General features: G+C 64.7%; 32 protein-coding genes and 1 tRNA gene. 24 read left to right on the top strand and 9 right to left on the bottom strand.

Going from position 1 to position 23,932, the window contains the following annotated elements; all coding sequences use genetic code 11:
• Nucleotides 1-35: 35 nt before the first annotated feature.
• The 6 genes from tldD to N6H05_RS01670 all read right to left on the bottom strand — a co-directional run bounded on the left by tldD (nucleotide 36) and on the right by N6H05_RS01670 (nucleotide 4,221).
• Nucleotides 36-1,478: a metalloprotease TldD gene (tldD, locus tag N6H05_RS01695; RefSeq protein WP_284112470.1), complete on the bottom strand. Its 1,443-nt coding sequence runs from the start codon at nucleotides 1,476-1,478 to the stop codon at nucleotides 36-38.
• A gap of 56 nt (nucleotides 1,479-1,534) precedes the next feature.
• Entirely contained in the window at nucleotides 1,535-1,762 is a 228-nt protein-coding gene (locus tag N6H05_RS01690) for a zinc-finger domain-containing protein (protein WP_007709509.1), read from the bottom strand.
• A gap of 53 nt (nucleotides 1,763-1,815) precedes the next feature.
• Nucleotides 1,816-1,995 carry a hypothetical protein gene (locus tag N6H05_RS01685; protein WP_284112469.1) on the bottom strand — a complete coding sequence of 60 codons (180 nt, stop codon included), beginning with the start codon at nucleotides 1,993-1,995 and terminating at the stop codon, nucleotides 1,816-1,818.
• 153 nt (nucleotides 1,996-2,148) lie between these two features.
• Nucleotides 2,149-2,224, bottom strand: a tRNA-Val gene (locus tag N6H05_RS01680).
• Nucleotides 2,225-3,007: 783 nt separating this feature from the next.
• Entirely contained in the window at nucleotides 3,008-3,838 is an 831-nt protein-coding gene (locus tag N6H05_RS01675) for a BRO-N domain-containing protein (RefSeq protein ID WP_284112468.1), read from the bottom strand.
• 92 nt (nucleotides 3,839-3,930) lie between these two features.
• On the bottom strand, nucleotides 3,931-4,221 hold the full coding sequence (locus tag N6H05_RS01670) for a hypothetical protein (RefSeq protein ID WP_284112467.1): 291 nt from the start codon (nucleotides 4,219-4,221) through the stop codon (nucleotides 3,931-3,933).
• A gap of 118 nt (nucleotides 4,222-4,339) precedes the next feature.
• Between N6H05_RS01670 and N6H05_RS01665 the strand changes: the two genes are divergently transcribed.
• Nucleotides 4,340-4,513, top strand: a complete 174-nt coding sequence (locus N6H05_RS01665) for a hypothetical protein (RefSeq protein WP_284112466.1) — start codon at nucleotides 4,340-4,342, stop codon at nucleotides 4,511-4,513.
• Complete coding sequence (locus N6H05_RS01660; RefSeq protein ID WP_284112464.1) at nucleotides 4,513-4,704, top strand: hypothetical protein; 192 nt, start codon at nucleotides 4,513-4,515, stop codon at nucleotides 4,702-4,704. The genes N6H05_RS01665 and N6H05_RS01660 overlap by 1 nt, the downstream gene beginning before the upstream one ends.
• A 43-nt stretch (nucleotides 4,705-4,747) precedes the next feature.
• Here N6H05_RS01660 and N6H05_RS01655 read toward each other — a convergent pair whose 3' ends face one another.
• The 3 genes from N6H05_RS01655 to N6H05_RS01645 form a co-directional block, all read right to left on the bottom strand.
• Nucleotides 4,748-5,170, bottom strand: coding sequence for an arsenate reductase/protein-tyrosine-phosphatase family protein (locus tag N6H05_RS01655; protein WP_284112463.1), 423 nt, complete (start codon nucleotides 5,168-5,170; stop codon nucleotides 4,748-4,750).
• 67 nt (nucleotides 5,171-5,237) lie between these two features.
• Complete coding sequence (locus N6H05_RS01650; RefSeq protein ID WP_284112462.1) at nucleotides 5,238-6,320, bottom strand: phage portal protein; 1,083 nt, start codon at nucleotides 6,318-6,320, stop codon at nucleotides 5,238-5,240.
• A 10-nt stretch (nucleotides 6,321-6,330) separates the two neighbouring features.
• Nucleotides 6,331-8,265 (bottom strand): terminase large subunit domain-containing protein, encoded by a 1,935-nt coding sequence (locus N6H05_RS01645; protein WP_284112461.1) that lies wholly within the window; start codon nucleotides 8,263-8,265, stop codon nucleotides 6,331-6,333.
• A 155-nt stretch (nucleotides 8,266-8,420) separates the two neighbouring features.
• Between N6H05_RS01645 and N6H05_RS01640 the strand changes: the two genes are divergently transcribed.
• The 22 genes from N6H05_RS01640 to N6H05_RS01535 all read left to right on the top strand — a co-directional run bounded on the left by N6H05_RS01640 (nucleotide 8,421) and on the right by N6H05_RS01535 (nucleotide 23,924).
• Nucleotides 8,421-9,254 (top strand): GPO family capsid scaffolding protein, encoded by an 834-nt coding sequence (locus tag N6H05_RS01640; protein WP_284112460.1) that lies wholly within the window; start codon nucleotides 8,421-8,423, stop codon nucleotides 9,252-9,254.
• 46 nt (nucleotides 9,255-9,300) lie between these two features.
• A complete protein-coding gene (locus N6H05_RS01635) occupies nucleotides 9,301-10,428 on the top strand; it encodes a phage major capsid protein, P2 family (protein ID WP_284112459.1) in 1,128 nt (375 codons plus the stop codon).
• A gap of 155 nt (nucleotides 10,429-10,583) precedes the next feature.
• Nucleotides 10,584-11,345 (top strand): phage terminase small subunit, encoded by a 762-nt coding sequence (gpM, locus tag N6H05_RS01630; RefSeq protein WP_284112458.1) that lies wholly within the window; start codon nucleotides 10,584-10,586, stop codon nucleotides 11,343-11,345.
• Nucleotides 11,346-11,453: 108 nt separating this feature from the next.
• On the top strand, nucleotides 11,454-11,948 hold the full coding sequence (locus N6H05_RS01625) for a head completion/stabilization protein (RefSeq protein WP_284112457.1): 495 nt from the start codon (nucleotides 11,454-11,456) through the stop codon (nucleotides 11,946-11,948).
• On the top strand, nucleotides 11,948-12,154 hold the full coding sequence (locus N6H05_RS01620) for a hypothetical protein (RefSeq protein ID WP_284112456.1): 207 nt from the start codon (nucleotides 11,948-11,950) through the stop codon (nucleotides 12,152-12,154). Before N6H05_RS01625 ends, N6H05_RS01620 begins: the two co-directional genes overlap by 1 nt.
• The gene (locus N6H05_RS01615; RefSeq protein WP_284112455.1) at nucleotides 12,151-12,363 is read left to right on the top strand and encodes a tail protein X; all 213 of its coding nucleotides are present in this window, start codon (nucleotides 12,151-12,153) and stop codon (nucleotides 12,361-12,363) included. Before N6H05_RS01620 ends, N6H05_RS01615 begins: the two co-directional genes overlap by 4 nt.
• 4 nt (nucleotides 12,364-12,367) lie before the next feature.
• Nucleotides 12,368-12,835 (top strand): phage tail protein, encoded by a 468-nt coding sequence (locus N6H05_RS01610; RefSeq protein WP_284112454.1) that lies wholly within the window; start codon nucleotides 12,368-12,370, stop codon nucleotides 12,833-12,835.
• Nucleotides 12,828-13,310, top strand: a complete 483-nt coding sequence (locus N6H05_RS01605; protein WP_284112453.1) for a phage virion morphogenesis protein — start codon at nucleotides 12,828-12,830, stop codon at nucleotides 13,308-13,310. Before N6H05_RS01610 ends, N6H05_RS01605 begins: the two co-directional genes overlap by 8 nt.
• Nucleotides 13,311-13,386: 76 nt before the next feature.
• Nucleotides 13,387-14,238 (top strand): baseplate assembly protein, encoded by an 852-nt coding sequence (locus N6H05_RS01600; RefSeq protein WP_284112452.1) that lies wholly within the window; start codon nucleotides 13,387-13,389, stop codon nucleotides 14,236-14,238.
• The gene (locus tag N6H05_RS01595) at nucleotides 14,238-14,885 is read left to right on the top strand and encodes a phage tail protein I (RefSeq protein ID WP_284112451.1); all 648 of its coding nucleotides are present in this window, start codon (nucleotides 14,238-14,240) and stop codon (nucleotides 14,883-14,885) included. The genes N6H05_RS01600 and N6H05_RS01595 overlap by 1 nt, the downstream gene beginning before the upstream one ends.
• Nucleotide 14,886: 1 nt before the next feature.
• A complete protein-coding gene (locus N6H05_RS01590) occupies nucleotides 14,887-15,921 on the top strand; it encodes a gp53-like domain-containing protein (protein WP_284112450.1) in 1,035 nt (344 codons plus the stop codon).
• Nucleotides 15,922-15,923: 2 nt separating this feature from the next.
• Nucleotides 15,924-16,361, top strand: a complete 438-nt coding sequence (locus N6H05_RS01585; protein ID WP_284112449.1) for a hypothetical protein — start codon at nucleotides 15,924-15,926, stop codon at nucleotides 16,359-16,361.
• Nucleotides 16,362-16,364: 3 nt separating this feature from the next.
• The gene (locus N6H05_RS01580) at nucleotides 16,365-17,987 is read left to right on the top strand and encodes a hypothetical protein (RefSeq protein WP_284112448.1); all 1,623 of its coding nucleotides are present in this window, start codon (nucleotides 16,365-16,367) and stop codon (nucleotides 17,985-17,987) included.
• 10 nt (nucleotides 17,988-17,997) lie between these two features.
• A complete protein-coding gene (locus N6H05_RS01575; protein ID WP_284112447.1) occupies nucleotides 17,998-18,747 on the top strand; it encodes a hypothetical protein in 750 nt (249 codons plus the stop codon).
• 12 nt (nucleotides 18,748-18,759) lie between these two features.
• Nucleotides 18,760-20,427 (top strand): hypothetical protein, encoded by a 1,668-nt coding sequence (locus tag N6H05_RS01570; RefSeq protein ID WP_284112446.1) that lies wholly within the window; start codon nucleotides 18,760-18,762, stop codon nucleotides 20,425-20,427.
• Between the two features lie 11 nt (nucleotides 20,428-20,438).
• Nucleotides 20,439-21,275, top strand: a complete 837-nt coding sequence (locus N6H05_RS01565; RefSeq protein ID WP_284112445.1) for a hypothetical protein — start codon at nucleotides 20,439-20,441, stop codon at nucleotides 21,273-21,275.
• Between the two features lie 203 nt (nucleotides 21,276-21,478).
• Nucleotides 21,479-21,841, top strand: coding sequence for a hypothetical protein (locus N6H05_RS01560; RefSeq protein ID WP_284112444.1), 363 nt, complete (start codon nucleotides 21,479-21,481; stop codon nucleotides 21,839-21,841).
• On the top strand, nucleotides 21,838-22,560 hold the full coding sequence (locus N6H05_RS01555) for a hypothetical protein (RefSeq protein ID WP_284112443.1): 723 nt from the start codon (nucleotides 21,838-21,840) through the stop codon (nucleotides 22,558-22,560). The genes N6H05_RS01560 and N6H05_RS01555 overlap by 4 nt, the downstream gene beginning before the upstream one ends.
• The gene (locus N6H05_RS01550) at nucleotides 22,557-22,778 is read left to right on the top strand and encodes a hypothetical protein (protein WP_063140733.1); all 222 of its coding nucleotides are present in this window, start codon (nucleotides 22,557-22,559) and stop codon (nucleotides 22,776-22,778) included. Before N6H05_RS01555 ends, N6H05_RS01550 begins: the two co-directional genes overlap by 4 nt.
• Complete coding sequence (locus tag N6H05_RS01545) at nucleotides 22,775-22,924, top strand: hypothetical protein (RefSeq protein WP_284112441.1); 150 nt, start codon at nucleotides 22,775-22,777, stop codon at nucleotides 22,922-22,924. The genes N6H05_RS01550 and N6H05_RS01545 overlap by 4 nt, the downstream gene beginning before the upstream one ends.
• Entirely contained in the window at nucleotides 22,921-23,499 is a 579-nt protein-coding gene (locus N6H05_RS01540) for a phage baseplate assembly protein V (RefSeq protein WP_284112440.1), read from the top strand. Before N6H05_RS01545 ends, N6H05_RS01540 begins: the two co-directional genes overlap by 4 nt.
• A gap of 71 nt (nucleotides 23,500-23,570) precedes the next feature.
• Nucleotides 23,571-23,924 carry a GPW/gp25 family protein gene (locus N6H05_RS01535; protein WP_284112439.1) on the top strand — a complete coding sequence of 118 codons (354 nt, stop codon included), beginning with the start codon at nucleotides 23,571-23,573 and terminating at the stop codon, nucleotides 23,922-23,924.
• The last annotated feature ends 8 nt before the right edge of the window (nucleotides 23,925-23,932 follow it).

Below are 23,932 nucleotides of genomic sequence, written 5' to 3'. Positions count from 1 at the left end.
GGTCGGGTGACCGCGCCGCCATGGCAGGAATGGGGTCAGGCGGCGGTGCCGCCGACGGTCAGCCCGTCCATCAGCAGGGTCGGCTGGCCGACACCGGCGGGCACGCTCTGCCCACCCTTGCCGCACATGCCGATGCCTTCGTCGAGCGCCCAGTCATTGCCGATGCCGATCACCTTGGTCAGCGCGGTCGGGCCGTCGCCGATCAGGGTCGCGCCCTTGATCGGATCGCCGATCTTGCCATTTTCGACCTTGTAGGCCTCGGTGCAGGAAAAGACGAACTTGCCCGAGACGATGTCGACCTGGCCGCCGCCGAAGCTCTTGGCGAAGATGCCCGACTTGACGCGCGACAGCAGCTCTTCGGGATTGTCCTGCCCCCCCTTGATGAAGGTGTTGGTCATGCGCGGCATTGGCGCATGGGCATAGGATTCGCGGCGGCCGTTGCCAGTCGGCGCGACGCCCATCAGCCGGGCGTTGAGGCGATCCTGCATATAGCCCTTGAGGATGCCGTCCTCGATCAGGATATTTTCCTGGGTCGGCGTGCCTTCGTCATCGATCGACAGCGAGCCGCGACGATCGAGGATGCTGCCATCGTCGACCACGGTGACGCCCGGCGCAGCGACGCGCTGGCCGATACGGCCGGAAAAGGCGCTGGTGCCCTTGCGGTTGAAATCGCCTTCCAGGCCATGGCCGATCGCTTCATGGACCAGCACGCCCGGCCAGCCGGGGCCGAGCAGCACGGTCATTTCGCCCGCAGGCGCGGCAACCGAGCGGAGATTGACCTGGGCCTGGGCCAGCGCCTCATCGATGGCGCGGTTCCAGATCTTGGGGTCCATCACCTGATCATAGAGATAGCGGCCGCCAATGCCGAACACGCCGGTTTCGCGCCGGCCATTTTCCTCCAGGATGACCGAGACGTTGAGGCGGACGAGCGGGCGGATGTCGCTGGCGGTGAAGCCGTCGGCGCGGACGATCTCGATCACCGACCAGCTGCCGGCGAGGCTCACCGAGACCTGGGCGACGCGCGGATCACGGGCACGGGCGGCGGCGTCGATCGCGGCGCACAGGGTCACCTTCTCGGCGAAGGGCACCAACTCCAGCGGATTGGCGTCGGTATAGAGGTGGCGATTGGTGCGCTGGGGCGGCGGGGCGGGCTGGCCCTTGGCCGGATCGAGCAGGGTCAGCGTCTGCGCTGCCTTGCGGATTGCCGCTTCGCTGAGGTCATTGGCATGGGCAAAGCCGGTCATCTCGCCCGACACGCCGCGCAGGCCGAAGCCGGCATCGGTCGAATAGTCCGCGGTCTTGAGTCGGCCGTCATCGAAGCCGAAGCTCTCGCTGGCGCGATACTGAAGGTAAAGCTCGCCATCGTCGCAGGCCTTGAGCGCATCGGCGGTCAGGCGGCGCGCGCCATCAGGATCGAGCAGGCCCGGACGATAGAGCAGGCCGCGGGCGTCAGTGAATTGCGAAGCGAGATCGGTCATGCCGCCCGATATAGGCGCGGCATGACGGATGCCCAATGAAATTTTGCGTGGTGGCTTTAGAGGCTGGCGCCCGAAGCGATGTCCGGCTTGCTGCCGATTTCACCATTGTCGGCGACGCCGCCGGCCAGCACGAAGCGGCGATCGCAATAGCCGCAATCGACATAGCCATGCTCGTCGATTTCCAGGAAGACGCGCGGATGGCCAAGGGCGGCGGGAATGTCACCCGAACCGTCGCAGGAGACGCGGGACTTGGTGACTCGGATGATTTCGGGCGGCTGGATCATGGGAGGCGGAATTAGCAGCGGTGACGCGGCGCCGCAATATGCCGCGCACGGCTTTACATCAGCGGGTAGCGGGGCTGGGTGCAGCCGGTATCGGCGGTGGGTTGTGGTGCGATCCTTGCGCTTGGCGCCGAGGATCGCCAGTCGGCGCAGTTGCCGACCGCCATCACCGCGAAGGGCGACAGCATCAGCAATATCGGCGCGACAGAGCCGCCAAGGAAGAAGCTGATCGGCATGGACGGCAAGATGCCGGAACCATGCTTGCTGCAGGATGAATGTTACGGGTGCGGATCGGGACGGGTTTTGACGGGGTGGCTAAGCCCTCGCAGCCTAGCTGCTCGGAGTTTTGCGGTCGCCCGTCCCCGGACGGGCTCTAAAGGCTGCAAAACTGGTGGGCGATGACGGGCTCGAACCGCCGACATTCTCGGTGTAAACGAGACGCTCTACCAACTGAGCTAATCGCCCCCTCGCGGGATTTCGGCGCTTTTAGGCGTTTTTTCTGGCCCGTCAACAGCCGTGTTCGCGGAACAAAGCGGCACCAAGCGGAACAGATCGGAACCACGAGTCCCGACATAGTCCCGACCAAAATCCCGACCATGCGAGCGGGACTGTCCTAGCGTCCGCCGCTGCAAGGAACTGCAAGGGAGCACCACCGACAAGCGAGCGAGATAGCGCAAATCATCTGATCCGAATTTTTGGCGGTCTTCCGTCTGCTTTCCAGTGGAGCAGGGTATGCGTCGCAAAGACGTTATAAACGTAACATGCCTGTATTTTCAGAGACTTAAGGCGCTATAAAAATGCTATATAGATGTTATCAGATTACACTAAACTATTGTAATATCTGTTGTTGATAAAATTGCCTTAAATCAATGACATAACAAAATGTGGCTTTAGAGATAGCACCGGTATTACGTCCTGAGTGCTACATCGAAAATCGCAGTTTTCTGCGGGTTTGAGCGCTGCAGGGAAGGGCATGTTACGGATATAACGTCTTTGCGACATCCGCCCCCTCTCCCCCGCCGCAAGGCGTCCGTCCATCATGCAAGGAAATCGACGAAGAAGCCGAAAGCGAGGTGTGGGGGCGAGCGCTGTCCGTGAGGTGCGGGCGGGCATGCCCGCAGATGGGCCGGGAGGAGCCTGGAGAGCGCTGCAGGGAGGGGAGACGGACTGGCGCGGGGCCGGCGACATGAAAAAGGCGGACGCGCTTAGGCGCCCGCTTAGGCGGTCATCGTCGTTGGAAAGCGGGGCCTACGCGCCTGGGTTGGACGTCATTGCGTAGGGTTCGAAGCCAAATAGATCGGCGCGACGGAAGACCCAGCACCGGCGGATCTTGCCGTCCTTGCAGTTGATGTTGCCGCTGTATTCGTAGGCCGGGTGCTGGCGCAGCGCCTTCCACAAGAGCTTGTCAGGCGGGCAGTCTATGCCGGCGCCATTCATCAATGGGCGCAGGGACGGGAGGGAAACGCCCAGAAATGCGGGGTTTCGGTGCAGGCTGAATTCGCCGCCACGATGCTGCAGCTCCAGCAGGGCGGCAAAGAAGGCGTCGGCGATATCGTTTTCTGGGGAGGCTGAGCCCAGGGCGTCGAGCGGCGGCGTGTCGACATTGCTGGCTTTGCAGCGCTGGTCGAGAAGGCCATAGAGCAGCGACCGCGCCGCCGGCGCGCGCTCCTTCTTGATGGCATCGAGTAGGCTGATCATGTCGCGGACGGGCGGCAGGGCCTGCGGCCGTGAAGACGTGGTGCCGGCCATCGAATAATGGCCGTCACGGCGAAGTGCCGGCAGCAGATCGCCGGTCACCCACCGCCGCAAGCGTACAGCTTCGGGACGGCGGGCTTTCAATGCAGCATGAAATATGCCGCTTTCCGAGATCACAGCCAGATCCTGATCACCGCCAAGGGTACTCACTTTGTGAGTACCCTTTTCATCATCATCTAAAATGCGGATCATATTGCTGGCGTCTCGATACCCAAGCACTTTAGCCACGTCGACGGCGACGAACCACACATGCCCTTGATCCTCGACCACCCTGACCAGCAATCCCTCAAACTCGAAGGGCACGACTGCGTTCGAGATGCTCATTCTATGATCCCCATTTCCAAAGGTACCTGTAAAATAGAGGTACCTTCTCGAATCATTGTCCCAACTAAAGGCATTCGCTTTGCACAAACAGCCTATCGGATCGCGCCCTCGGCATACACGCGATAGGCGGCCTGGAAATTCAACGGCCCCTTGCTTTGATCGCCGCCATATTGGGGAAGGGTGCCCATATGCTCGACCGGTTCGCCATGATCGCATGGATCATAGGCGTCGTGGTCAGGTTCAAGATCGGCGTCTCCGTCGATCTGGTCCAGCAGATCAATTAGCGCCTCGATCTGTTGCTCTATCGCCTTCCGATCGATTGAGGATAGCCCAAGATGGATGGTGCGCGGCAGGAACGCCGTGCTAGGTGTCATCGCAGCCATGATCGTCTCCTGCGGACGGTTTCGGTTAGACCGGGCGGGAGGGGCCTAATCCTCCTGCTCGGTTGACCGTCATGTACGTACAGTTGACGCCACTGTCAATGGCATGTACGGACATGGCATGGAAAACGATGAATCTGGTTCGGCGCGTTTCGAAATGCGTGCACCTAAATCGTGGCTGGCCCGCGTAGACGACTGGCGCCGGCAGCAGCCAGAATTGCCACCGCGCGCGGAAGCTATCCGGCGCCTTGTCGATAAAGGCCTCGGACATGATCAATCTGAGAAGGAAGGCTAATGGCGCACTTCGTCTACGATAAGACTGCTGAAAAAATCCTGTTCGAAGCCGATGACGGCGAGCATCTAAGCGTCGAAGTCGTGAAAGCCTGGGCGGCACTGGAACAGGCTGCCTACCTCGAATCGATCGGTGAGCAGCTCGATTACTGCCAACAGTATCTTTGGAAGATACAAGAGCAGATGAACCCATAGAGTGCTGCCAAAGGGTACCCACAATCCGGGTACCCTTTATTCATCAGAAACCCGCTGCGGCCCCAAATTCACGGGCGAGGTGCTGTGTCCCCTCCTCGATCATGCGCCACGCTTTCGAAAAATCGTCTATCGTGCCGCCGAACGGGTCGCGGATCTCCACGCCCTTCAAGCGCGGGGTCACATCAAGAAGAAGGCAAATTCTGGCAGTCGCTTCGCGTGGCGCGATGTCCTGCAGATCCGCGATGTTGGATCTGTCCATGGCAAGGATGAGCGTGAACCGGGTAAAGTCGCTCCGGCACACGCTGCGGCTTCTTTGACCAGAAATGTCAGCAAAATTGCGCTGGGCAACCCATTGCGCACGGGCATCCGGCTCTTTCCCCCATGTGCGGGTATCGGTGCCGGCCGAATCACAGTTGGCCGCCAGACCCTTCCTGCGCATTTCATTGCGGAAAGAGCCTTCCGCCATCGGGCTGCGGCAAAAATTGCCGCGGCAGACGAATAATATCCGGTCGCGGGATGATAGGAGCATCGTATCACCGCGTGCCGTTCGGCAGCTTCACGAACCGGTCACCCTGCTGCCGGATGATCGCCCCATCGGTCAGCACATAGTCGGCGAAGGCCAGCACCTGGCTGCCGAACCACGCATTGGCGCGCAGCATGCGCGTGGCGATCGGCACGATCTCCGTCTCATAATAGGCGTCGCGGGCGTCCTTCACACTGCCCAGGCCGCCATTATTCTGCGGGATGACGCCGATCAGCTGCGGCGGCGTCCGGTGCGCGGCCAGCATGTCGTCGCGGCTGATGTTCTTCACGTTCGAAAATTCATCCTTCGCCGTGACATCGGCGATCGGCATGATCTGGATGCCGTCCTTTTTGCCTTTGGGGATATAGACCAGGACATTCTTGAAGTTGCCGACGCCCTTGGCCGAACGCAGCTTGTCCTCCAGCTGATCGACCGTCTTCTGGTCGGCCAGAGGCTCGCTGACATAGAAGACGAAGCCCGCATGCGCGCCATTGAGATAATAACGTCGGCGGAACAGGGTCGCATTCTCGCTCAGTAGCCCGGCCTGCAGCGCGGACAGCCATTCCGGCATGCCATAGACCTCCTGGGCGACGTCGGGCTGCTGCAGGTGGAAGATATGCCCGCGCTGGAACTGATGGATGTTGCCCGTCGGCCCATTCACGAACCAATAGACATCCGGCTCCACCCCGGCGCGAGTATGGATCGCCGGCGCATGGTCGATCTTGGCCAGGCGCCCGGCCATGTTGGGCACCCATTCCAGATAGCCATTGCCCATCTGCACGAAATCCAGCGCGAACCGTTCGAAGCTGTTCGCGTCCAGCCACCGCGACGGGATCTGCTGCGCCACCAGCAGATTGACCTTCAGCGCCACCGCGCTGCGGTGATAGGGCGCCATGTTGAAGGTCTGCGCCAGCTTGCCCATCGGCAAGGGCGGCTCATACCAGCGGCCATTGTGCCAGATCTCGAAATATTGGGCGAGTTCGCGGCGATCGAGGACGCTTTCCGTGTCGCCGAAGGAAAATACCTGGGCGGGATGATGGACCTCGTCGGCCTCCACCTGCTCGACCGCTTCGGTCTGGACGATGTCGGTCATTCAATGGCTCCTAGTCAGAAAAGCGGATGGTGCCGCCGGTCGCCTCGCTGGCGCTGCCGACGTCGAGGGGTTCGTTGGAAAGCGCGTGCAACAGCGCCCAGGCCAGATCCGCGTGGCCGATCTGGCCGTTGCGCTTTGCGACATAGGTGACGCCCTTGCCGCTGGCGGTCATGGTCGGGCGGATCGCCATTAGCGCCTGCATCAGGTCGGTCCAGCCCGCGTCGAATTCGATGCGCTGGGCGCGGAAGATGCTCTGGGCCTTGATGACCAGGGCCGTCTTGCTCGCCACCGAATATTCGATCCGGCGCGCAAGCGGGAACCAGTTGCAGACCAGCTCATAGACGGCCTGGCCGCTGCCCGTCGTGTCGATCGCGATGTCGGTGACATTGTAGCGCGCTGCCACTTCGCGGATCTTGTCGGCCTGCCCCTGAAAGTCGAGATTGTTGAGCCGGATCTTCTCCAGCACGCGGAACTTGCCCCGCCCCTGATCGGTCGGCGGCGCCACCACCACCAGCGCGGCATCATCGCGGCCCTGCTTGTTGGGGTCATAGCCCAGCCACACCGGAAGATCGCCGAACGGCCGCATGCCGGGAACGTCGATCAGCGCCGGCTTGAAATCGCGCCATTTCAGGAAGCTGTCGACCCGCGCCGGGTTCACCCGCGCATAGGGGAAGCTGCTCTCGCTGTCGTCGATATCCTCGCATTCGTAGAGGCTGCGGAACGCCTCCTCCGAATATTTGGCGCGCTGCATGGCGATATCGACCAGCGCGTCGAGGCCCATGGCACAGGCGTCATGGATGGTCAGGCAATGCTGCCAGCTGCCGTCCGGCATGATCGCGCCATGGCGCAAGTTCTTGAGGCTGATGTCGAACGGCCGCTGGTCGCCCTTCGCCCTGCCGCTGTTCCATTCCTCGCCCGACCAGAAGGCATAGCTTTCGTGCGTCTTGGTCGACGGCGTGGAGAAATAGGTCTCCTTGTAGATCTTGTGCGTCGTCATGGCGCTGGCCACGCGGTTCAGTTCCGCAAAGCCATGCACCCACGCATATTCGTCGAAATAAAGGTCGCCGCTCTCGCCCTGGGCAGTCGCGCTGTTGGTCGACAGGAAGTAGAAACCGACCTGGTCAAGCGCCGGGCCTGTGGCGTCGCCATCCTCGTCCGCCGGATATTGCCCAGCGAAGTCGAGCATCAGGATCTTGCCCTTCAGCTCGACGCCGGTGACCCGCCGCACCCAGCTGACGATCTCGCGCCGGAATTTGAGCGCCTGGCGCTCGGAGGCCGACAGGAAGATCTGGTTGCGCGGCGCTTCGTCGAGCGCCAGCTCGTCGCGCCCGGCGCCGGCCAGCACGGCTTCGGCAACCTTGGCCAGCGCCTCGCGGGCGAAATACCAGGTCGCGCCGACCTGCCGGCTTTTCCGGATTTTGCGGGTGCGCTGGTCGCGCTGTTCCCACCACAATTCCTGATAGCCGAAATTGCGCTTGTGAAAGTCGTCCAGCAGCGCCTGCCACTGCTCCAGCGTCAGGAAATTGCGCCGCTTCTCCTCGCGCTTGGCCTTCGCCTTGTCGTCGTTGCGGGCCGCGATCTTGCCGTTCAGGTCGCCTTCCTTGCCCGTCTCGGCATATTTCTGGATCCGGGCGGATCGCTCCATCTGCCGCATCAGGAAGTCGATGCGCTTCATGTCCCCTTCCGACAGGTCGGGCTTGTCCAGATAGGCGGCGATCTTCGCTTCCAGGCGGTCGTTGATCACAGCTACCGGCGGATCCTCATCCCACCGGTCGCGGTTCTTCCAGCTGGAAATGGTGCCCGTGGGCAGGGCCAGCTCCTCGGCGATGTCCTTGATCGGCCAGCCCCGCCAGTAGAGCGAGCGCGCCTCGCGGCGCTGGGCACGGCCCAGCTGTCGCCGGATGGCGCGATCGTCGTCAGGGTCTATGGTGGTCGGGCAGGCCATCGTCCTGCCATCCACCCACTTCCGGCTCCGCTGTCGAAGGGGTCCACAGGTAGCAGGCGATGCTACCGCGCCCGCGCGTTGCCTAGAAGCCTCCCAATCGGCTCTTCGTCCATCTGACGAAAGCGGAAATGCCCCCGCCGACACGGAGCCGACACATGAAGACCAAGCCTTTCCTGCTCGCCACCGCCGGTTCGACCGTCGACGGCCGCACGATCGATGAGAAGATGCTGAAGGAAATGGCCTCCAGCTACGATCCCAAGACCTATGGCGCGCGCCTCAATATCGAGCATATCCGGGGCATTTCCGGCGAGAAGCCATTCAAGGCCTATGGCGATGTGCTGGAGCTGTCGACCGCCGAAGTGACCGTCAATTTCAACGGCAAGGACGAAAAGCGCCTGGGCCTCTATGGCACCTTTGACGTCACCGGCGATGCCAAGGCGCTGAATGACGCAAGCCAGAAGGTCTATCCCTCGATCGAGATCGAGGACAATTTCGCGGGCAAGGGCTTCGCCTATCTGATGGGCTGCGCGCTCACCGACAGCCCGGCCTCGATCGCGACCGAACGGCTGCAGTTCAACCGCACCCGCCCCGGCGTCCTCAACTTCTCGCGCGACGAAAGCGCCGCGCTGGAATTTGTGGAGGACAAGGGCGATCCGGACGGTTCCGGCTTCTTCACCAAGCTGTCTGGCGTGCTGGACAGCTTCGCGACCAAGTTCGGCCCGCCCAAGGTCGAGGAGAAGCCAGCGACGTCGGAGGAAAAGCCCGCTGCTCCCTTCGATTTCTCCGTGCTGAAATCGATGTTCGAGGAGTTCGGTAAGACCATCACCGGCGAAGTCGGGGCGGCCCGCAAAGAGTTCCGGGACGAGATCGACAGCCTGACCCTGCAGTTCAAGAAACTGTCGGATGAGAGGGAGGACACCCCTTCCCACAGCTATCACCGCCGCCCGGCATCGGACGGCAAGGCCGGCGATTATTCCAACATCTTCTAACCCAGCCCAGCCCCCGACAACCGCCTAACTGCCAAGGAAATTCTACATGGCGAAATATACTCTTTCGGATCGCGGCCGCCGGGCGCTCGATGGCATGTTCACGGCCATTGCGCAGCTGAATGGCGCATCGCGCGGCGTCCAGCATCAGTTCGCACTCGATCCCACCGCTGAACAGCGCCTGGAGGATCTGCAGCGCGAAAATGTCGGCTTCCTCCAGCGCGTCAACATCATGCCGGTGCGCGACATGATCGGCCAGGTGATCGGCATGAACGCCAAGAACCTGATCGCTAGCCGCACCTCGCGCAGCAACCTGCCCCGCAAGCCGAAATATGTCGGCAACCTGCAGGACCGCAAGTTCCAGCTGCATGACACCGAATTCGACACCTGGCTGCCTTGGGAAATCATCGACGCCTGGTCGCGTTTCCCTGACTTCGCGCAGCGCTATGCCCGTCAGGTCGCGATTTCCGTCGCGCTCAGCCGCATCATGGTCGGCTGGAATGGCGTCGCTGCGGCGGATGACACCGATCCGGAAGACAACCCGCTGGGCGAAGACGTCAATATCGGTTGGCTGCAGAAGCTGCGCCTGGAAAAGCCGGATCATGTCCTCGGCCGCGCCATGGTCACCACGGGCGGCGTCACCACCGCCACCGGCGCCGCCGCGCCCATCTATATCGGCCCGGACGCCGATCATGCCGCCGGCGATTACAAGAACATCGATGCGCTGGCCTATGACCTGATCGCGGGCATGCCGTCCTGGGCGCGCAGCTCGACCGATCATGTCGTGCTGGTCAGCCAGGACATGATCGACGAGAAATATTTCCCCATGGTCAACCGCCCGCTGGCGGACACGATCGACGGCGGGAAATCGACCAGCGATCAGACCGTGTCCGACATCGTCATGTCGTCCAAGCAGATCGGCGGTCGCCCGGCGGCGATCGTGCCCTTCTTCCCCGAAGGCACCATGGTCGTCACCCCGCTGGCACCCGCCGGCGCAACCGACGGATCGAACCTCTCGCTCTATTATCAGGAAGGTTCGCGCCGCCGCTACATCAAGGATGAGCCGGAAAACAAGGCGTCCCTGGTCGACTATAACAGCGTCAACGAGGGCTATGTGATCGAGGACACCGATTTCATGGTCATGGCCGAAAACATCACCTTCGGTGCCCGTCCCTAGTTTCGGCGCCCCTAATACGCAGGGGCTTTGACGGTGGTGGCTGGCATCCGGGCCGGCCCCACCAGAGCCTGCAGATGACCGTGGCGGGGAGCGCTGCTCCGAGACCGCCCGGTCGGCCGCCGCCGGATCGAGCGGTCCAATCATCAGGAGACATCATGGTCAGCCCCTTCCGCCGCCACCAGCAGAAGATCCGCGCGCAGATGAGCGGCGCGGCCATCAAGGACGCCAGCACCGCCGCACCCCCCGAACCCCAAGGCGACACGGAGGCGGGCCGCGAATATGCGATGATTCGCGTCCTGCTCCATGATGACCTGCGCAAGCTAGCCGACGTCGCCTCGATCGAGGCGCGCAACCCGATGAAGGCCGAAATGGCCACCGCCTATGCCGACTGGATCGAGGGTGCTCTCGCCGCCGGCGAACAGGGCCTGGCGGCGCAGGACGAAATCCTTGTGACCAACATGATCTGGGCGATCGACTATCGCGATGTCGACTATGCGCTGCGCCTGGGCGCCCATGTCCTGAAATTCAACCTGACCCTGCCCGAACGCTACAACCGCACCGCCGCCTGTTTCCTGGCCGAAGACATCGCCACCGTCGCGCTGGAACAGCATGAGCTGGTGACGCTGGAACAGCTGGTGCAGGTCAACGCCATGACCGTCGGCGCCGACATGCCCGACCCCGCCCGTGCCAAACTGCACAAGGCCATCGGCCGCGCCTATGAGCGCCGCGCCGACGCCTTCGACCCCACGGCCGACAATGCGCCGGCGGGTGGCAAGGCCGCCTATGCGGAGGAAGCGCTGACCCATCTGAAACGCGCGCTGCATCTCGACGCCAATGTCGGCGTAAAGACCGACATCAAGCGCGTGACGCAGATGCTCAAGAAATTGGCAGAGGCCGCCGCCGCCGGCGTCCAATAGCCAGAACGGCCCGCCCCACGGCGCTGGGGGGCGGATGGACGGTCCGGACGGCCCTGCACGGCCCGCACGGCCCAGCCATCCCCACCCCCCAAAATACAGGAACCACCCATGACCGGCCTTATCTCGTCCCCCGTTCCCGCGCCCGATCCCGCCGGCGCGCAAGTGGTGGCGGATGACTGGTTTCCCCCGGTCAAGCTGGACGAGGTCCGCGAACGTCTGCGCCTGGGCGAAGGGGCGGTGACCAATGCGCGCCTGATCGAGGCAATGGAGGGCGCCATGGTCCATGCGTTTCGCGAGCTGGCGGACTGGCGCACCGCCCGCGTGCTGGCCGGCGCCACCAGCCTCGACCAGGTGACCGATCAGATGCTCAATGGCCGCAACTATGCGGTGCTGCTGTGGGAGCGGATCGTCCGCTATTTCGCCGGCGCCGATCTGGCGGCCGACTATCGCGACGTCACCGCCACCGATCAGGGCCTCGATCGCTCGGCGGAAAAGGATCTGACCAGCGACGAACTGCGCCGCCGCGCACTGGCCGCCGTCGCCGATCTGCGCAGCATCGCCGCCGAAAAGCCGGTCGAACGCAACCGGGTGGAGCTGATCTGATGGCACAACGCTTTCTTACGTTGAACAATAGCGTCACTATCGATGTGTCGTCCGTGACCCATTTTTTCATCGATCGCCGGCAGCTTAAAATCGGCCTATCCTCTGGGGTCATTGTGTCCGTCGAACCCGATCCGCAGGGCAACATCGGCGTCTACGATCTGGAACGGACGCTCTTGCGGGCGGTGGCGGATGACCTGCTATCATGACCATCGCCACCGCCCTGAACGGCGACACCGTCGACGCCATCTGCTGGCGCGAGCTGGGCCGCACCAAGGGCGTGACGGAACAGGTGCTGGCCCTCAATCCCGGCCTGGCCGCGCTCGGCCCGGCGTTGCCCGGCGGAACCGCGGTCATCCTGCCCGACCAGGCGCAGCTGGCGCCGGCAGTGCTGGAAACCGTGAACCTGTGGGACTGACGCGATGAACAAGCTCGACAGCCTGCGCGCGGCCATTACCCAGGCGCTGCCCGAACTACAGAAAAGCCCGGAGAATTTGCGCCTCTGGATCGCGCGCGGCTCCGGCCGTTGCCAGGCGACCGCCACTGACGCCTTCGGCTTCGAATATGAGGCCAATGTGCTGATAGTGGAGATGGGCAGCGATTTCGCGGTGCTGGCCCATGCGATCTTCCGCTGGCTGCGCGTCAACCAGCCCGACCTGGTGGTGCCGCCCAAGGAGGGCTTCACCTTCGACGTCGATCCGCTCGACAATGGCATGGCCGACGTCCTGTTGCAGATCCGACTGACCCAGAATGTCACCGTCGCGTCGAAGGCCGGCGGGGGCTATGACATGTCCTATCTCGCCGAACCCGACCCGCTGTTCGGCGAGGATCTGGGCTTTGGCGGCGTGATGCCGGTCCCGCCGTTCGCCGGCGTCGACATCGATGGCTGAGGATCTCGCCGAATTCGAGCAATGGCTGGGGCGCATCCTCGCCGGCATGGATCCGGGCCGCCGGCGCCGCGCGACCATCAAGCTGGGGCAGGAACTTCGCCGCGCCAACCTGATGCGCATCGGCGCCAATGTCGAGCCGGACGGCGGCGCGATGGAAAAGCGCAAGGCATCGGTCAATGAGCGCGGCCGCGTCCGCCGCAAGGCCGGATCGCGCATGTTTCGCCGTTTGCGCCTCGCCAAGTCGTGGAAGGTCTCGGCCGACGCGGATGGGGTGGAGATCACGCCCGCATCCGCCGCGATCGACCGCATCGCGTCGGTCCACCATTATGGCGAGACCGATCGCGTCGGACGCCTGCGCGACGGGCGCACGATTCGCGCCAAATATGTCGAGCGCCGCCTGCTGGGCTTTGCCGATGGCGACAGGCTGATCGTGATGGAAACCGCCGCGTCCTTCCTCGAACCGGACGCCGGCTGACAACATCCATCGGTAGCAGGCCGTGCTACCCGGCCACCCGCTTCGCGCGCGCGCGTCCTGCCGCCATGCGATGGACATGGCTTCCCTTCCGCCCGCCTCCGTCGCCGTAGACCTGTCCCGCCTGCCGCCGCCGCAGGTGGTGGAGACGCTCGACTTCGAGACGATCAAGGCGCGGATCCTCGCCGAATTCCAGTCGCGCTATGCGGATTTCGACGCCCTGGTCGAAAGCGACCCGGCGATGAAGCTGGTCGAGGTGTTTGCCTATCGCGAACTGCTGATGCGCCAGAATTTCAACGAGCGCGCCGTGTCGATGCTGCTGCCCTTTGCCACCGGCGCGGATCTGGAGAATTTGGGCGCCTATTTCGGCGTCGGCCGGCTCGATGGCGAGAGCGACACCGCACTGTTGCGCCGCATCCAGCTCGCACCCGACAGCTATTCGGTGGCCGGGCCGGAAAGCGCCTATGTCTTCCACGCCCTGTCGGCCGACGTCACCATCTCGGACGCCAGCGCGATCATGGCCGCGCCGGGCGAAGTGCTGGTCACCCTGCTCAATGAAGCGGGCGATGGCACCGCCACACCGGAACAGATCGCGGCGGTAGAGGCGATCGTCACCCATGATGAGGTGCGCCCGCTCACCGACAGCGTTTCGGTGCAGAGCGCGCAGATCGTCGGCTATACGATCCATGCCCGGCTGCATATCGCCTATGGTCCCGACACCGCCCTGGTCCTTTCGACCGCGCAGGCCGCGCTCGACACCTATCTGGCGCAGCGCCGCCGCCTCGGGCGCCTGGTCAGCTATAGCGGCCACGCCGGCGCCCTGCAGGTCGCCGGGGTCGAAACGCTGGAGCTGATCAGCCCGGCGGCCGATATCGCGATCAGCCGCACCCAGGCCGCGCACCCGACATCGATCCTGGTCGAGGTTGCCTGATGGCCGGCCCCGCCCATCTCCTGCCGCCCAACGCCTCCCCGCTGGAGCGCGCCCTGTCGCTCGCCCCGGCGGCATCGCTGGCCGATGTCCCGGTCGCGATCGACACCATCTGGAACCCAGCGACCTGTCCGGTTGCGCTGCTGCCCTGGCTCGCCTGGGGGCTGAGCATCGACCTTTGGGATTCGGTCTGGTCCGAAGCGGAAAAGCGCGCGGCCATCGCCGACGCCATCCAGTTCCAGCGCCGCAAGGGCACACCGGCTTCGCTCCGCACCGTCCTCGATCGCTTCGATCCGCTGATCGAGATCGTCGAGTGGTTCAAGGATCGCGACACGCTGCCGCCCTATCATTTCCGTCTTGAGCTGCCGCTGCTCGCGGAAAGCGACGTCTTCTACGACGAAAATCTGGTCGCGCGGATCCTGCGCGACATCGCCCAGGTCAAGCCCGTCCGGGCCAACATGCTGGCCGTGTTCAAGCTGCGGGCGGAGGCACGCGCCTGGCTGGTGTCCGCCGCCCAGATTGGCGGCCTGACCCGCCTCGACGCCCATGCGGACCAGGACAGCGCGCTTGATCCGGTCTGGGCCACCTATCTGCAAACCCGCGACGGCGAACCGATCCTGGCCGCCGACGCCACCTTCCTGGAAGTCTGACATGGACCCGGCTCTCTTCATGGTCACCGCCGCCGGCCTCGACGCGCTGGTCGATGCCCAGGGCGGCGGCACCGATCCCATCCAGATCGCCTCGCTCGGCATTAGCGAGAATGCCTTCACCATGGCGCCGACCATCAGCGCTGTGCCGGGCGAACTGAAGCGGATCGAGGCCATTGCCGGCGAAGCCGTCAGCGAAACGGTCATTCACATGACCGCCCAGGACGTCAGCGAGGATATTTACGAGCTGCGTGGCCTGGGCCTCTATCTGGACGATGGCACGCTGTTCGCCATCTACAGCCAGCCCACGCCGATATTTCGCAAGGTGTCCATCTCCTTCTTCCTGCTGGCGCTGGACATCGGCTTTTCCAATGGCGTCGCCGGCGACATCGTCTTCGGCGACACCACCTTCCTGATGCCCCCCGCCAGCGAGACGGTGAAGGGCGTTGCTGAAATTGCCACGGCCGCTGAGGCCCATGCCGGCATCGACGATCAGCGCATCATCACCCCGCTTAAGCTGCGCCTGGTCCTGAACGCCCTGGGCGAACTGATAGCCCCTGGCGAGCCTGACTTTGCCGCCGCCTTTGCCGCGCTGATCGCCCGCACCATCACCGGCGCCGGCCTGGTCACCGGCGGCGGCAACCTCAGCGACAGCCGCATCCTGACCGTCCTGGCGGCGACGGCGGCCGATGTCGCCGCTGGCGCCGCGACCGACCGGGCGGTGACGCCCGGCGCGCTGGCCGGCCTGCCCCGCCTGCTGGCGCAGAATGGCTATGCGCATCTGCCGGGGCTGGGCGGCCTGATCCTGCAATGGGGCCGCTTTTCGGCCCTGCCCAATGCGACGTCGGCCGCGCTCTTCCCGATCGCCTTTCCCGCGCAATGCTTTGCCGTCGTGTCCGATGGCGGCGTCAGCGGCGGCGCCGACAGCCAGGACAACCCGCCGGTGCTGGTCGCCTCCTCGATCAGCCAGACCGGCTTTTCCGTCTTCAGCGCCGACGACAGCAGCGCGACGCGCATCTATCTCGCATTGGGGGTCTGACCATGGCGCTCTACTACTCCGCCAGCGCGCATGGCTTCTTCGACGACGCGCTGCATGCCGTCATCCCCGCCGATGCGCAGCCGGTGACCGCCGCCCGTCACCGCGAGCTGCTCGACGCGCAAGCCACCGGCGCGGCGATCGAGGCGGGCGAAAATGGCAAGCCGCGTATCCGCCGGCCCGTTATCACCACCGCCATGCGGCGCGTCGCTCTGGCCCGTCAGGTGAAGCGCGAGGCCGCGCGCCGGATCGAGGCTGTCGCGCCGATCTGGCGCCAGCTGAACGACCAGCGCGCGCCGTCGCCGGCGGGCGCCGCCCGCTTCGCCGCGATCGACGCGATCCGCGCCGGCTCCGACGCGATCGAGGCAGAGATTGACCAGCTGGGCACCGATGCCCTGGCCGGCTTCGCCGTCGCCGACCATCCCCTCTGGCCGGCGGAGTAGACGATGCCGAAAATCCTCGACCTCCCCGAAATCCTCGACCTCGACGGCACCGAACATGTCGTGCTGGAAAATAGCGAGCAGACGGGCCGGGCGCGCCTGCGCGACTATGTCCGCTCGATCCTGCCCATCGGCAATCGGGCGATCAGGCCGCTCGCCATCCTTGCCGATCTGCGCGGCTATGCCGTCGCCATTTTCGAGCATGACGGCCATCTCAAGCGCTTCATGGGGCGCGAGCCGGCCCGGCATATCCGCGGCATCTATTCGCGGGTCGAGGTGGACCGGAACGGCTATGCGCTTGCCGCGCCCCGGCGCACCGATGCCCATGGCGTCGAACATGTCGTGGCGCCGATCAACGCGCTCAACACCGAAGCGGCCAACGTCGCGCTCTACGGCCAGTCCACCAGCGAAGGCTATGAGAGCCTGCCGATCCTGACGACCACCGCATTTTCCGATCGGCTGCTGATGTTCGTCGGCGGGGTTCGTCCCCAGGACGATGGCACCATCGGTGCCGACTATGCCAGCGTCGTCCCCCTGCATGAAACGGCATCGGGCATCCGGGGCGAAACGCCGGCGTCGGGCGCCGGCCTTGCTTCGCTGGAGACGATGGACAGCCGCTTCGGCCTCAGCCTGGCCGACATGAACATGACCATGCTCTTCCACTCGGCGGGCGAGGCCGGCACCGAAGCGGCGCGCCTGGCGCGCGGCAGCGGCTATTATAACCGCCTCACCAGCCAGATGCGGTTCGGCGTCCAATATGCCCGTTCACTGGGTCAGTCGGTCAGCGTCCCTTATTATATCCGGGTCCAGGGTGAGGCGGATATCTCGCTCCAGACCGATCCCGCCGCCTGGCGCAAGATCGTGGCAAAGGAACGCCGCGACTTCGAGCGCGACGTTGCCGGCGCGGTTGGCGAACATCGGCCCGTCGTCTGCGTCCACGCACAGACCTCCAGCTTCAATCTGGCGGGCTATGGCAAGGCCGACCCGATCGGCATCACCCTGGCGCAGGCGATCCTGTGCGACACCAATCCATGGTTCATCATGGCCGGGCCGACCTATATGCTCGACTATGTGCCGGGCGACGGCGCGGCGGTGTCGGGCGTCCACTTCACGGCGCGATCGTCCAAGATATTGGGCGCCTATGCGAGCCGGGCCTATCTCCAGTCCCTGTTCGAAGATGCGGACGGGACGCTGGTCTATGATCCGGCGCGCAAGTTCCGCCCATTGCAGCCGATCCGCGCCAAGCGCCAGGGGCCGCGCGTGGTGGATATTCTCTTCCATGTGCCCAAGCCCCCACTGGTCTGGGACACCATCCAGGTCGCCGCCGCGACCAACCATGGCTTCTACATCGAGCGGCCGGGCGTCGGCGATATCGCCCTCGCCAGCGCGCCGGTCATCCATGCTCGCAACCGCGTCCGCCTGACCGCCGCCGCCGATCTCAAGCATGGCGACATGCTCTGTTACGCGCTGCGCGACAGCCAGGTCGAAGGCGAAAATTGGCAGACCGGGCGGATCAAGGGCGCGCGCGGCAACCTGGCCGACAGCGAGGACCATGTCTTCGACCCCGCCGGCATCAACCACCGCATGCGCAATTACTGCCGCCATTTCCGCATCCCCATCATGCTTTGAAGGGCCAGACATGACCGTCCCACAAATCCTTATGTCCGACAGTGCCGACGCCTCTGGCCTCGGCCTTGGCTGGACCCAGCGACCGGTCGATTTCGATGGCGAGGTTGCGACCTGGCTTCTGGGTCTCGACCATCCCAATCACCAGGGTTGGGACTATAGCCTCAACGGCAATGACGTTTCACCCGAAGGCGTCTCTTTCGGCGCGGGCTGGGGCGCTGGCGGGTGGACCGACACGCCGATCGCGCCGCGCGACCTGGGCGAAGCCTTCACCGCCTGGGCCTTGGTCAGGACGCACAGCACCGCCGCCGCACCCGTCGCCGAAACATTCATCGGTTCGTCGGGCGGCGCCAACCAGCGCTTCGTCGATCTGGTCATCGATCCGTCGGCCGGCGGCGCCTACAAGATGCTGATCAGCACCGGGTCAGGCGTCGGCTTCATCGGTTCGCCCAGCCTGCCGCTTAACGTCGGCACCGGCGCGGGCTGGGATTTGCTGGTCGGCTGTGTCCAGCCCAATGGCTGCTCGCTCCACCGCCGCAGCATCACCGCGTCGGCCGATGTCGCCGCCGCGATCGACGCGACCGGCGTCTATGGCCCGGTGCCATGGACCATCGGCAACAACCATGACCACACGGTCGTGACGCCGGCCAATCTCGCCATCGCGGGCGCCGGCCTGATCGTCGGCATCCTCGGCAATGCGCAGATCGACCTGCTCTACGCGCGCCTCAAGGCGCATTTCGCCACCATCGACCTGGCAATCTGAAGGGGGATCGCGATGACCTATCTCAAGGCCGGCCTCCAGCCCGATCGCACCATGGCCGCCGCTGACGCAGAACTGGCGCGCCTCGCCGCGCAGGCCGATGACGCCGTCGTGGTGGAAGATATCGTCCCCCTGGTCGGCATGTTCGACAATTTCACCACCGATCCCGACGGCCGCCTGGTTTCAGGATGGATCGGCAACCGGGAATTTGAATATCAGGCCGGCTTTCTGGTCGAAAAGCTGCGCGCGCCGGCGCCGGACATCGTGCCGCTGGTCGGCCTGTTCGATCATTATGAATGCGACAGCACCGGGCGCCTGATTTCGGGCAAGGAAATTACCGGCCCGACCAAGGCCGCCGTAGGGGGCGTGGTTCTGGAAGTCGGTGGCGCGGCGACGGTCGCGGCCAAACCCGCCCTCGCCTATGGCTACAATGCCACCACCGGCCTTAGCTTCCCGACCGAAGCGATGGTGGTCTATCTGATCATCGTCATGGGTCAGAGCCTGGCGGGCGGATATAATTCCAACGCGGATGACAACCCCGTCACGACGGTTGCCGAGCATCCCGGCTATGCGCTTATGCCTGGCGCCAATCCTTGGCCGGAAGACACGGTTTTCAATAGCTTCTCCGACCTGATCGAGGTGAAGAAGGACAGCACGCATAACAAGGAAAGCATCTGCGCGGGCATGGCGGACGCCATCATGCGCCGGATGCAGGCTGATCTTGGCTTCAAGCAACAGATCATCTTCGCAAACTGCGCCTGGGGCGGCACCTCCTATGCCGGCAATCCGGGCGGGACAGGCCTAAAGGAAGGCGGCATCCCCTGGCGCTTCCTCCAAAATCTCATCGTCAATGCGCGCGCTGTCGCCGCCGGGCAGGGCAAGCGCCTGGAGGTGCTGAACGCCTGCATCCTGCTGGGGGAACAGGACACGACCTATGGCACGACGGCGGCGACCTATCGTCGTGACATGGTCCAATGGCACACCGCATTTGCGGACATCATCCGCCGCCTCAATCCCGAACAGGATCGAACCCCGCTCTTCTTCGTCAGCCAGACCGACCGGCCCAAGGATGTCGGCGCCAAGGATACCGATATCCCGGTCGCCATGGGCCAGCTCACAGCGCCCGAACTCAGCCCCTATGTCCGCACGGTCGGGCCGATCTACTGGACCGACGACAGCGGCGACAAGGTGCATCCCTCCTGCCGCGCCTATCGCCGCATCGGCCAGATGTTCGGCCATGTCATTTGCGAAGATCAGTTCGGTCGCGGGCTGGACCCGCTGAAGGTGATCGACGCCTGGTGGCAAAGCCCGACCGTGGCGCGGGTCCGCTACACCATGCCCATCGCGATCGAAGCGACCGACGAGAAGGTGAAGATCAGCAATCTGGGCGCTGGCAAGGGCATCAATTTCGTCGATGGCTCCGGTGCGCCGCCTGAAATCACCGGCATTGCCGTCGTCGCCGACGCGGCCGACACGATCGAAATCACCCTGGCCGCGCCGCCTGCGGGACTGCGCCCCCGCTTCTTCATCGCCAATCGCGGAACGGAAGCGGGTGTCGGCCGCCTCGCTGGCGGGCGCAGTGGCATCCGGTCCGCCGCCGAATACAGCACCGATCCGCAGGATGGCGCTGTCCTCTATCATTGGGCCTGCAAGCAGGTCGTCCCCCTTCCCGTGCTTTCCTGAAGGATCAGCGCATGACCAGTCGCGAAACCAAGACCGCCTATGCAAACCCGGCCAGCGCCGGCACGCCGATCATTTCTCCCACCGCCGACGAACGTCTGCTGGTTCGTCATCCGCGCCTGCTGCACTGGTGGGACGCAGGCCATGGCTTCGACAAGGATGGCTGGCGCTGCCGAAAGACCCGCAAGATGCTGGTCAAGGAGCGCACCGCGCTGCCGACCCTCCAGAATATCGCCGCCTATCGCACTGTCCCGTCGCTGTTTTTCACCAGCGGCATCAACCAGTTGTGGGATGGGGGACAGAATCTGTTTCCGGCGGGTGAATTCACCCAGCTCGTGGTCGGCCGCAGCGGCCCCAACCAGAACAGCTTCATCGCCGGCGCTGCGACGGTCGGTCGCACCGACATGACCTATCTCCAGAATTCGGACACCGATGCCGGCGCCGGCAGCCAGGGCCTGCGCATTAATAGTGGTGGCGCGCTTGGCGGGACGCTGACCGATCTGGCCAACCTCAAATATGCAGACGGCCCGGCGATGCAGTGGATGGCCGGCAAGCCGCAGGAGGTGGGCGCGCTCGGCAACAACATGTGCATCCGCACGATGCGGGTCGACACCGGCGTCATCAGCGAGACGCAGGGCGACACCGCCGCCGGCGCCCTGCCCAACGTGCATCGTGAATTTCATGTCAGCGGCGTCAATCCTTACGGGTCCGCGGCACAGGGCCAGTTGGTCGGCGGCGACATCGGCCTGATCATGTTGTTCGATGTCGCCCTGCACTTCGACACGGCCCTGCGCGATCTGGCCGAACGGGTGATCCGGGCGCGCTACAGCATCCCGGTCCCGGCCGCCTGACACGATCGGGCGGGGTGCCCTGGCATTCCGCCCTTTACTCATCCCGCCCGGTAACAGCGCGCCTTACCCTGCCAGCCCCTTCGCGCGCGCGATGCGTCGCGCCATGCCGTCCACAGGATCGGCCTTCGCGAGGGGTATCATGACAATCGACAGCATCATCTGCCACCACGCGCCCGATCGCGGCGCCGATCCTGCCCGTCCCGATGGCTGATGAACCGACCACGGCGCAATGGCTGCTGGGCGGCGGTGGGCTGTTCGGCCTCGGCGCCGGCGCCAAATGGCTGCTCGAATGGTGGGGCAAGCGGGATGAGCGCCGGCAGGAGCGCGAGGCCAGGCTGCAGGGGGAAGAATCACAGAAAGTGCAATCGCTCAACATCCGCGTCGACCAGCTTGAAGAGAGGATCACCCGCCTGACCGTGGCGGTGAACATCCTGGTGGCTAAGGAATATCGGTCCGATCCCAACAGCCCCGAACTGCTGCAGGTGCGCGCCATCCTGGGCGATGCCTTTCCCCTGCATCTGAACGTCCCCGCCGACATGGAAGACCGACTGGAGAAGATCCGATGACCCCTCTTGCCGACAACGCCTTCGTCTGCCTGTTCCAGACGCGCTTCGGCCTCTCGCCCGACGGCGTCGCTGGCGCCCGCACCATCGGCAAGCTGGGCGACACCGCCCCGGTTGCACTCCCCCACCTCGCTCTGCCGCTCGATGACGATGCCTTCGTGCGCCTGTTTCAGCGGGTTCATGGCCTGCTGGTCGATGGCTGGGCGGGGCACGACACGATCGCGAAGCTCGACCGCATCGCCCCGCCGCAGGATCTGCCGGCGGTCGGCATCCCGGCCAGCTACTGGCCAATGCTCTCGAAGATCGAAAGCGGGGACCGCCCCTATGTGAAGGCCGCCACCTCCAGCGCCTCGGGCCTCTATCAGTTCATCAAGTCGACTTGGGCGGCCGAAGGCGGCAAATGGGGCGCGGACATGGCCCAGGCCTTCGGCGGCCTCAAGCCGACGCCCGATGAGCAGACCGACCGGGCCAAGAGCTTCACCCGCAAGAACGCCGTCTATCTGCAGGTCAAGTCGATCCCGATCAATCGGGCTACCCTCTATGCGGCGCACTTCCTTGGCCGGCTCACCGCCGCCGCGCTGATCGGCGCCAACATCAACACCCGCGCCGACCTGATCGCCGGCCCGGCCGCGACCAGGGCCAATCGCTCCATCCTTGAAGGCAAGACGGTCGGCGACTTCATCACCTGGCTCAAGGCGAAGACCGGGGACTGGGCACGATGAAGCTGCCACCCATCACCATGGCCACCGCCCGCATCATCGCCGGCGGTGGCTCGTTCGCGCTCACCATCTTCGTCCTGGTGATGATCCTGATCCGCCCGGAGCTGGCGCAGAACGACCTGTTCAAGAGCCTGGCGCAGGCGATCGTGATCCAGGGCCTGATCGGCCTGGTCATGGCCTTCCTGTTCACCGGCGCGCAAAATGGGGGCAAGGGCGAATGATCCGTCGCCTGATCCTGCTGCCTGCCCTGCTGCTGACTGGCGCCTGTCAGACGATGCCGGCCATCTCCTGCGACAATGCGGCGACCGTGCGCACGGCGGCGGAGCTGACGATCCGCGCGATCGACCGGGCCTGTCACATTCCGTGAGGCAGCAGGAGGATATCCCCGCCGACCTGTCGGAACTGATCCGCCTCGGCTCGATCGCCTCGGTCGATCTGGACGCCGCGCGCTGCACCGTGCGCTATGGCGACCCGGATGATGAGGATGGCGGCGCGGAAACCCCGCCGATCCGCTGGCTCGCCGCGCGCGCTGGAAAGACCCGCAGCTGGTCGCCGCCCAGCGAGGGCGAACAGGCGCTGCTGCTGGTCCCCGATGGCCAGATCGCCGCCGCCATCGCCCTGGTCGGGATCTGGAGCGACGCTTTCCCGCCGCCCGGATCCACGCTGGCCGAACTGGTCGAGTATGAAGACGGCGCGCGCATCGGCTATGATCCGGAGGCGCATGCGCTCACCGCCATCCTGCCCGCCGGTGCCACCGCGCTGGTCGAAGCGCCCGGCGGTATCACCCTGCGCGGCGATGTCCGGATCGAGGGCAATGTCGATCTGCAGGGCGCCATGATCGCGACCGACGATGTCACCGCCGACGGCATCAGCCTGAAAAACCATAAGCATGGCAACGTCCAGGCCGGCGCCGCGCAGTCCGGGCCGCCTGTCGCGGGGTAGCACCGCCTCCTACCCCGCCGCGCCCTTCGCGCGCGCGACATTGCGGGCCATGGTTCGTGGCTATGAAGGGCATGAGCGCCACCACCGGGAAAGCGATCGAGGGCGCGGATCATCTCGCCGGCTCGATCGCGGATATCCTCAGCACCCCGCTGGGATCGCGGGTAATGCTGCGCGACTATGGCTCGTTCATCTTCGACCTGATCGACCAGCCCCTGAATGCGGCAACGGCGATGCTGCTGCGCGCGGCCACCGCCGTTGCGCTGCGCCGCTGGGAACCCCGCATCAAGGTGACCCGCGTCACCCTCTCCGGATCCCCGGCGCAGGGCAATCTCGCCATCACCATCACCGGCACCCGAACCGACGTCCCGGCGGCCACGGCGCGCACGACCCTGTCCATCCCGCTCCCCTCGACCATTGCCAGCTGAAAGGCCAA

The organism is Sphingobium sp. WTD-1, from assembly GCF_030128825.1.
Taxonomy (GTDB): Bacteria; Pseudomonadota; Alphaproteobacteria; order Sphingomonadales; family Sphingomonadaceae; genus Sphingobium.
The sequence above is the reverse complement of the archived record's forward strand: the minus strand, read 5'-3'. Positions and strand labels throughout refer to the sequence as shown.

What these genes read in the sequence shown, in the direction of transcription:
- N6H05_RS01610 (WP_284112454.1), top strand. Translation starts at nt 12,368, where the DNA reads ATGAACAAGCTCGACAGCCTGCGCGCGGCCATTACCCAGGCGCTGCCC.
- N6H05_RS01570 (WP_284112446.1), top strand. Translation starts at nt 18,760, where the DNA reads ATGACCTATCTCAAGGCCGGCCTCCAGCCCGATCGCACCATGGCCGCC.
- N6H05_RS01670 (WP_284112467.1), bottom strand. Translation starts at nt 4,221, where the DNA reads ATGGCTGCGATGACACCTAGCACGGCGTTCCTGCCGCGCACCATCCAT.
- N6H05_RS01655 (WP_284112463.1), bottom strand. Translation starts at nt 5,170, where the DNA reads ATGGCGGAAGGCTCTTTCCGCAATGAAATGCGCAGGAAGGGTCTGGCG.
- tldD (WP_284112470.1), bottom strand. Translation starts at nt 1,478, where the DNA reads ATGACCGATCTCGCTTCGCAATTCACTGACGCCCGCGGCCTGCTCTAT.
- N6H05_RS01675 (WP_284112468.1), bottom strand. Translation starts at nt 3,838, where the DNA reads ATGAGCATCTCGAACGCAGTCGTGCCCTTCGAGTTTGAGGGATTGCTG.
- N6H05_RS01690 (WP_007709509.1), bottom strand. Translation starts at nt 1,762, where the DNA reads ATGATCCAGCCGCCCGAAATCATCCGAGTCACCAAGTCCCGCGTCTCC.
- N6H05_RS01595 (WP_284112451.1), top strand. Translation starts at nt 14,238, where the DNA reads ATGGCCGGCCCCGCCCATCTCCTGCCGCCCAACGCCTCCCCGCTGGAG.
- N6H05_RS01600 (WP_284112452.1), top strand. Translation starts at nt 13,387, where the DNA reads ATGGCTTCCCTTCCGCCCGCCTCCGTCGCCGTAGACCTGTCCCGCCTG.
- N6H05_RS01605 (WP_284112453.1), top strand. Translation starts at nt 12,828, where the DNA reads ATGGCTGAGGATCTCGCCGAATTCGAGCAATGGCTGGGGCGCATCCTC.
- N6H05_RS01545 (WP_284112441.1), top strand. Translation starts at nt 22,775, where the DNA reads ATGATCCGTCGCCTGATCCTGCTGCCTGCCCTGCTGCTGACTGGCGCC.
- gpM (WP_284112458.1), top strand. Translation starts at nt 10,584, where the DNA reads ATGGTCAGCCCCTTCCGCCGCCACCAGCAGAAGATCCGCGCGCAGATG.
- N6H05_RS01615 (WP_284112455.1), top strand. Translation starts at nt 12,151, where the DNA reads ATGACCATCGCCACCGCCCTGAACGGCGACACCGTCGACGCCATCTGC.
- N6H05_RS01620 (WP_284112456.1), top strand. Translation starts at nt 11,948, where the DNA reads ATGGCACAACGCTTTCTTACGTTGAACAATAGCGTCACTATCGATGTG.
- N6H05_RS01625 (WP_284112457.1), top strand. Translation starts at nt 11,454, where the DNA reads ATGACCGGCCTTATCTCGTCCCCCGTTCCCGCGCCCGATCCCGCCGGC.
- N6H05_RS01640 (WP_284112460.1), top strand. Translation starts at nt 8,421, where the DNA reads ATGAAGACCAAGCCTTTCCTGCTCGCCACCGCCGGTTCGACCGTCGAC.
- N6H05_RS01565 (WP_284112445.1), top strand. Translation starts at nt 20,439, where the DNA reads ATGACCAGTCGCGAAACCAAGACCGCCTATGCAAACCCGGCCAGCGCC.
- N6H05_RS01535 (WP_284112439.1), top strand. Translation starts at nt 23,571, where the DNA reads ATGAGCGCCACCACCGGGAAAGCGATCGAGGGCGCGGATCATCTCGCC.
- N6H05_RS01550 (WP_063140733.1), top strand. Translation starts at nt 22,557, where the DNA reads ATGAAGCTGCCACCCATCACCATGGCCACCGCCCGCATCATCGCCGGC.
- N6H05_RS01590 (WP_284112450.1), top strand. Translation starts at nt 14,887, where the DNA reads ATGGACCCGGCTCTCTTCATGGTCACCGCCGCCGGCCTCGACGCGCTG.
- N6H05_RS01665 (WP_284112466.1), top strand. Translation starts at nt 4,340, where the DNA reads ATGGAAAACGATGAATCTGGTTCGGCGCGTTTCGAAATGCGTGCACCT.
- N6H05_RS01585 (WP_284112449.1), top strand. Translation starts at nt 15,924, where the DNA reads ATGGCGCTCTACTACTCCGCCAGCGCGCATGGCTTCTTCGACGACGCG.
- N6H05_RS01555 (WP_284112443.1), top strand. Translation starts at nt 21,838, where the DNA reads ATGACCCCTCTTGCCGACAACGCCTTCGTCTGCCTGTTCCAGACGCGC.
- N6H05_RS01560 (WP_284112444.1), top strand. Translation starts at nt 21,479, where the DNA reads ATGGCTGATGAACCGACCACGGCGCAATGGCTGCTGGGCGGCGGTGGG.
- N6H05_RS01660 (WP_284112464.1), top strand. Translation starts at nt 4,513, where the DNA reads ATGGCGCACTTCGTCTACGATAAGACTGCTGAAAAAATCCTGTTCGAA.
- N6H05_RS01635 (WP_284112459.1), top strand. Translation starts at nt 9,301, where the DNA reads ATGGCGAAATATACTCTTTCGGATCGCGGCCGCCGGGCGCTCGATGGC.
- N6H05_RS01645 (WP_284112461.1), bottom strand. Translation starts at nt 8,265, where the DNA reads ATGGCCTGCCCGACCACCATAGACCCTGACGACGATCGCGCCATCCGG.
- N6H05_RS01650 (WP_284112462.1), bottom strand. Translation starts at nt 6,320, where the DNA reads ATGACCGACATCGTCCAGACCGAAGCGGTCGAGCAGGTGGAGGCCGAC.
- N6H05_RS01580 (WP_284112448.1), top strand. Translation starts at nt 16,365, where the DNA reads ATGCCGAAAATCCTCGACCTCCCCGAAATCCTCGACCTCGACGGCACC.
- N6H05_RS01685 (WP_284112469.1), bottom strand. Translation starts at nt 1,995, where the DNA reads ATGCCGATCAGCTTCTTCCTTGGCGGCTCTGTCGCGCCGATATTGCTG.
- N6H05_RS01575 (WP_284112447.1), top strand. Translation starts at nt 17,998, where the DNA reads ATGACCGTCCCACAAATCCTTATGTCCGACAGTGCCGACGCCTCTGGC.